We start from the raw sequence: 6,943 nt of genomic DNA, 5'->3' as shown, positions 1-6,943 counted from the left end.
AGGCACGCCGCCAGCGTTCGTCCTGAGCCAGGATCAAACTCTCAATAAAAGTTTTGATAAGACCCGAAGGTCTCGCTCATTTTGTTTGCTAGCGAATTACTTCACTATATCAATTTTTCATAAAAAATTGTAAAATCTTTTGTGTGTTCTTCTACTAAAGAAGAACTATTACACATTTGGTTCGTCTTACTTTGTTCAGTTTTCAAAGGTCTACATATTGGCTGTTCGCCAACTTGAAATGTTGTCTTAGCAACTTTTATATCATAACCTTAACTGTTGAGTTTGTCAACAATTAATTTTATTTTATTTTTGCGTTTCTTCAAAGCATTACTTCTCTCTGACAACTTTATTAGAATAACATCCTTAGTTGACATTGTCAACATTTTTTTTAGTTAAAATTAAAGTTTCGAAAGTTGTTATTTGTCTGAAGCGACAACTTTATTAGAATAACATAACGCTATTCTACTTGTCAACATCTTTTTAGAAGATGTTTTGCGTCCCTAAGTCATAAGTATTACAGATGTCTTAGCGACATGTAATAATATACCAAGTCTGACAGCAAATTGCAACTAAAATAATCACTTTCTGAATATTTTTATTTTAACTTTACGATATTCCTGAGAACCTTAAATATCATTCGTTTTTTCGCCTCTTAAACCATTGATACTCAAGAAATCATTCGCTTTATTTTCAACTCGCCTTTTTCCACTTTCCTAAATAAAGGGATTCCTCACTTGTAATTTATTATTTAAAACTTTAATAGTAGATAACAGTCTTTTTAAAATATACAGTAATAGCAAAAAAGAGCCCCTACTTGAGAGCAGGAACTCTTTTTGTCATTTTTTACTAGACAGATTTCATTGTTGGGAATAGTAAGACATCTCTAATTGATTGAGAGTTCGTTAGTAACATTACTAAACGGTCAATCCCTATTCCTAAACCACCAGTTGGCGGCATACCGTACTCTAGGGCTTCGATAAAGTCTTCATCAATCCCATGGGCTTCATCATTACCTAAATCACGTTCTTTATCTTGTGCTTCAAACCGTTCTCTTTGATCAATCGGGTCATTTAACTCAGTAAAGGCATTACCATACTCATTACCAACGATAAAGACTTCAAAACGGTCGGTGAAACGGCCGTCTTCTGGATTTTTCTTAGATAATGGCGAGACTGATGTTGGATGTCCGTAGATAAAGGTCGGTTGAATCAAGGTATCTTCAACAAACTCTTCAAAGAATTCATTAACAACGTGACCAAAGTCCATATGCCCTTCAACGTGCACGTTGTGCTTTTTAGCAATCTCACGAGCTTCTTCGTCAGTCATCTCTTGCCAGAAATCAACGCCAGTTTGTGCTTTAATCGCATCAACCATATGAACTCGGGCCCATTTGCCACTTAAATCAATTTCAGTTTCACCGTAAGTTACTTGTAAGCTATTATTAACTTTTTGAGCAACGTGTTGGATAATCCCCTCTGTCAAGTCCATGATGTCACGATAGTCCGCATAAGCGGTATAGACTTCAAGCATCGTAAATTCAGGGTTATGGGTTGTATCAATCCCTTCATTTCGGAAGACACGACCGATTTCGTAAACTTTTTCCATACCACCAACGATTAAACGTTTTAAGTGTAACTCTAAAGCAATCCGTAAGTATAACTCAATGTCTAAAGCGTTATGGTGAGTAATAAAGGGACGTGCTGCAGCACCACCCGCCATATTATGTAAGGTCGGAGTTTCAACTTCTAAATAATCTGCCTCGTTTAAATAATTACGAATTTCTTTGATAATTTGACTTCTCTTAACAAATGTATCAAAACTGTCACGGTTACTAATCAAATCTAAGTAACGTTGACGGTAACGTTGTTCAATATTTGTTAAGCCATGATATTTATCAGGTAATGGACGGAGAGCTTTCGTCAAGAAAGTCAACGAGCTTGGTTTAATCGTTAATTCACCCATGTCTGTTTTCATAATATCACCAGTTACACCAATAAAATCACCTAAATCGGCTTGTTTGAATAACTCATAGGCTTCTTCACCAATGGCATCTTTACGGACGTATACTTGAATTTGGCCTTCTCTGTCTTGTAAATGAGCAAAACCAACTTTTCCTTTACCACGTTTTGTCATAATTCGACCAGCTACTGTCGCTGTTAAAGCCTTTTCGCTTAATTCCTCTTTTGTTAATTCCCCATAAGCATCATTTAATTCTTTAGAATTATGAGTACGTTCAAAACGGCTACCAAATGGATCCATTCCTGCCGCTTGCATAGTTGCCATTTTTTCACGACGAACTAATAATTGGTCATTCATTTCTTGTTGGTTGTTATGTTCTTCAGTCAATCTACTTCATCCATCCTTTCTTATCCTACATTCTCTTATCTATAATGCCACACTAAAAACAAAAAAGGCAAGGGAAATCTTCCCTTTTGCCTTTTTAACGACTATTTTTAACGAGTTATGCCTTTTGCTTCGATCATATCAACAAAATCATCTAAAATTTCAATCATCCCGACTTCCGTTGTACAACTGTTAATTGCAATTTTAGTCTTGGCTGCTCGAGGGACACCTTTTAAATAATAGGCAGCGTGTTGTCTAAATTCTCTCGTAGCAATCATTTCACCTTTTAAGGCAACTAGACGTCTTAAATGCAGTTTCGCTGTCGCAATTTTCACTCTTGGGGCTGGCTCAGGTAATAACTCACCTGTTTCCAAGTAGTGGGTTGTCTGATAGATCATCCAAGGATTACCTAAAGCTGCTCGCCCAATCATCACGCCATCACAGCCGACTTGCTCTAACATGGCTTTAGCGTCTTCCGCTGTTCGGACATCCCCATTACCAATAAATGGAATTGTTAAATGTTTCTTCACATCAGCTAGCACTTCCCAATTAGCTTTGCCTTCATACATTTGCATTCGCGTTCGACCATGCATCGCCACTGCGGCAGCCCCAGCTTTTTCAGCTGCTAAAGCATTTTCCACAGCAAAAACGTGCTCATCGTCCCAACCAATTCGCATTTTAACGGTAACTGGTACTTTGACAGCTGACGAAACAGCTTCAACCATTTCATAAACTTTATTCGGGTCTAATAACCATTTCGCCCCAGCTTCAGCTTTGATGACTTTATTAACTGGACAGCCCATATTTATATCAATAATCGCTGCTTCCGTGTTTGCTTCAACAAACTTGGCAGCCTCAACTAAAGTATCTTTACCACCACCCATAATTTGAACACTTAAAGGGTACTCATTATCTTCGATATGGAGCATTTCTAAGGTTTTTTTGTTACGGGTTTGAATCCCTTTATCACTAATCATTTCGCAAACGACTAAACCAGCTCCAAATTCTTTTACGGTTACCCGAAAAGCTGAGTTACTGATACCGGCCATTGGCGCAACAACTACTCTATTAGGAATATCAATCTCTCCTATTTTCCACATTCGTGGTTTCCCCCTCTAACTATTGACCAATTTCAACGATTAAGCTTTCTAATTCAGCTTCGTCATAATGATATTTTTCATTACAGAAATGACAGACAGCTTCTGCTCCCTGATCTTCCGTAATCATTTGTCTGATTTCTGAGACACCTAAAGAAATAATCGCCGAAGAGAATTTTTCTTTTGAACAATCACATTTAAATTGCACAGGCATTTTATCTAAGATTTTAACATTTTCTTCTCCTAATAAACGGAAAAGAATTTGTTCTGGTGTTTCTCCTTGTTCAATCAAACGTGAAACAAAGGGAATTTCTGCAATGCGCTTTTCAATTTCCGTAATTGTTTCATCAGTCGCATTAGGCATTACTTGAATCATAAAACCACCTGCTGCTTTAATTGAATCATCTTTATCTACTAACACACTTAAGCCAACAGCTGACGGAACTTGTTCTGAATTGGCTAAATAATAAGTGAAATCTTCACCTAGTTCACCTGAGACTAATGGCACTTGCCCAGAAAAGGGTTCTTTCAAACCTAAATCTTTAATCACCGAAAGGGTTCCTTTGGTTCCCACAGCTCCACGGACGTCAATCTTGCCCTTTTCATTTAAAGGAATACTCACATGGGGGTTTTGAATGTAGCCTTTAACGTCACCATGACCATTACTACCTACAACGATCGAACCACCAGGACCATCGCCTTGGACTTTGACTGTGATTTTGTCTTCCCCTTTATTCAAGGCCCCTAACATTAAACCACCAACCATCGTACGTCCTAATGCTGCTGAGGAGGTATTCCAACTGTCATGTCTCACTTGGGCTTCACTGACGGTCTTCGTTGCATTGACTGCAAAGGCCCGAATTTGACCATCGAAACATAACGCTTTTAATAAATAATCTTCCATAATTAACTCACCTTGTTCTTTTATTTTTTGACTAATTGGTCTTATATTATACTTATTTTAGCATTAAGACAATTATTAGGTACTTTTTGTAAGTGCATTTTAATTTTTAAACGTTTGATTTTCTGTTGTTAGCTGAAATGTTAGACTTCTTTGATTTATCGACTCTGTTAGCTTCCCTTCCAGTCAACCTGTTTCGCTAGCGCGCTAAGGAGACAACGCATTTTACGCTTTGCGAAAAATCTCTTGTACTACGTCCTTCAACTCTTAGTGCTTTAGCACTTAGAAGTTGATGCGAACGAAACGAAGTGGAGTGTCCTAAACTTCTACGCATTGTAAATGCTAGAGTTAAGGCTCTTTTCAACATCGACTCTGTTAGCTTCGCTTCCAGTCGTCGTGTTTCAAAGTAAAAGTGGGATGCGTTAGCATCCCACTTCTATAGTTTATTTATAACGGTCTTCGAAGTTTTTTTCTTCGTACTCGGATTTAGTTTCCTCGTCTGAAGTTTCTGTTTCGGGTTCTGCGTTAGTTTTTTCTTCGGTAGAAGGTTTATCAGGGACTGCTTCTGATATTTCAACTGCTTGTTCTTCCATTTTTTTCGCTTCTTTTTCTTCTAAGGCTTTTTTCGCTTCTTCAAAGGTTCCAGCTTTTTCACTTGGAAATTCTTCAGCTACAAAATCAGCAGGCATTTCTCCTGTTTCAAACAATGATTTAATTGCACGAGCGTCTAATGTTTCATATTGTAACAATGACTCCGCAATTAATTTATGTTGTGCTAAGTGTTCTTCAATGATTTCACGGGCTTTCGCATGTGCTTCATTTAAAATACTGCGCACTTCTTCATCGATTTCGTAAGCAACTTGCTCAGAATAAGCTTTCGTTTGACCATAATCACGGCCAACAAAGACTTGGTGGTTACCTTCGTATTGAACTGGTCCAAGTTTATCACTCATCCCATATTCTGTTACCATACTACGAGCTAAACCTGTGGCTTGTTCAAAGTCATTGCTTGCTCCTGTTGATTTAACGCCGAAGACGATTTCTTCAGCAGTTCGACCACCAAGTAGACCAACGATTTGTTCAAACATTTCTTTTTTAGTAATTAAGAAACGATCTTCTTTTGGTAATGAGATCATGTATCCACCAGCTTTACCACGAGGGACAATCGTTACCTTGTGAACTGTATTAGCATCATCTAAAACAAGTCCACAAATAGTGTGTCCTGCTTCGTGATAAGCAACTAATTCACGTTGTTTTTTACTAATGACACGGTCTTTCTTAGCTGGACCAGCAATCACACGGTCTTGAGCTTCATCAATATCCGAGGCATCTATTTTCTTTTTATTACGACGAGCTGCGACTAAAGCTGATTCGTTTAAGACGTTTTCCAAATCCGCACCGGCAAAGCCTGGTGTTTGTTGGGCAACAACTTTTAAATCAACGTCGGTTGCTAATGGTTTGTTTTTAGCATGAACTTTCAGAATCGCTTCACGGCCTTTAACATCAGGACGACCGACTAAAATTTGACGGTCAAAACGGCCTGGACGTAATAAAGCCGGATCTAAAACATCTGAACGGTTTGTGGCAGCAATGACGATTACGCCTTCGTTACCACTAAAGCCATCCATTTCAACTAGTAACTGGTTAAGTGTTTGTTCACGTTCATCGTGTCCGCCACCCATACCTGCACCACGTTGACGACCAACAGCATCAATCTCATCAATAAAGATAATTGCTGGGGCAGTTTTTTTTGCATTTTCAAATAAATCACGAACACGGCTAGCTCCGACACCAACGAACATTTCCACAAAATCAGAACCTGAAATTGAATAGAACGGTACGCCAGCTTCACCAGCAACAGCTTTCGCTAATAATGTTTTACCAGTTCCCGGAGGTCCTTCTAATAAGACACCTGCTGGAATTCTAGCACCTAACTCAACAAAGCGTCGGGGATCTTTTAAGAACTCAACAACTTCGACTAATTCTTGTTTTTCTTCTTCCGCTCCTGCAACATCTGAGAAACGAACTTTGTTAGCTTTTTTGTCTGCTTCTTTAGCTTTTGATTTACCAAAGTTCATGACACGGCCGCCACCGCCACCTTGTTGCCCTTGACCCATCATCATATAGAACAAGAAGACCATTAAGACTAATGGTAGGAATGAGAATAAGACTGATACCCACATACCGTTACTTGATTGCTCTTTAATGTGAACCTTTGTTTTAGAACTTGATGCATTTTTAGTGATTTCCGCTAAAGTGGCATCATTGGGTAATACAGTTGTTGTAAAGTTATCATTGGGTGTATTCGTCGAACCAAAAACCGATAATCCTTTGTTATCAACTTTTTGTTTTTCGTAATAAGTACCTGTGATCTTATAGGCACCATTCGTCGGTTGAATGTCCATTTCTTTGACTTTACCGTCTTTTAGTTGCTCAGAGAACTGTGAATAAGTTACATCTGAACCGGGGCCATTCTTGTCGCCAAAAACAAAAAATACTAACATCGCCATTGCTAAAACTAGCAGGACGTAATAGAGCGTATTTTTCATTCCCCCGTTTTTCTTTTTATTCATATAGGGCCTCCCTCTTGGATAAACAATCT

The 6,943-nt window shown here is 38.4% G+C and carries 4 protein-coding genes; all 4 read right to left on the bottom strand.

What is annotated here, in order from left to right:
* Positions 1-846: 846 nt before the first annotated feature.
* A complete protein-coding gene (gene lysS / locus CBF35_RS13990) occupies positions 847-2,316 on the bottom strand; it encodes a lysine--tRNA ligase (RefSeq protein WP_407290312.1) in 1,470 nt (489 codons plus the stop codon).
* Positions 2,317-2,453: 137 nt separating this feature from the next.
* Positions 2,454-3,443, bottom strand: a complete 990-nt coding sequence (dusB, locus tag CBF35_RS13985; RefSeq protein ID WP_126782313.1) for a tRNA dihydrouridine synthase DusB — start codon at positions 3,441-3,443, stop codon at positions 2,454-2,456.
* Positions 3,444-3,462: 19 nt separating this feature from the next.
* Positions 3,463-4,344: an Hsp33 family molecular chaperone HslO gene (hslO, locus tag CBF35_RS13980; protein ID WP_126782311.1), complete on the bottom strand. Its 882-nt coding sequence runs from the start codon at positions 4,342-4,344 to the stop codon at positions 3,463-3,465.
* Positions 4,345-4,784: 440 nt separating this feature from the next.
* The gene (gene ftsH, locus CBF35_RS13975) at positions 4,785-6,914 is read right to left on the bottom strand and encodes an ATP-dependent zinc metalloprotease FtsH (RefSeq protein WP_126782309.1); all 2,130 of its coding nucleotides are present in this window, start codon (positions 6,912-6,914) and stop codon (positions 4,785-4,787) included.
* Positions 6,915-6,943 lie beyond the last annotated feature (29 nt).

The organism is Vagococcus salmoninarum, assembly GCF_003987495.1.
GTDB lineage: Bacteria > Bacillota > Bacilli > Lactobacillales > Vagococcaceae > Vagococcus_D > Vagococcus_D salmoninarum.
Note: the sequence above shows the minus strand (reverse complement) of the source record. Positions and strands in the feature narration are given on the sequence as shown.

Coding starts and splice junctions, on each gene's coding strand:
- lysS (WP_407290312.1), bottom strand. CDS start 2,316: ATGAATGACCAATTATTAGTTCGTCGTGAAAAAATGGCAACTATGCAA.
- dusB (WP_126782313.1), bottom strand. CDS start 3,443: ATGTGGAAAATAGGAGAGATTGATATTCCTAATAGAGTAGTTGTTGCG.
- hslO (WP_126782311.1), bottom strand. CDS start 4,344: ATGGAAGATTATTTATTAAAAGCGTTATGTTTCGATGGTCAAATTCGG.
- ftsH (WP_126782309.1), bottom strand. CDS start 6,914: ATGAATAAAAAGAAAAACGGGGGAATGAAAAATACGCTCTATTACGTC.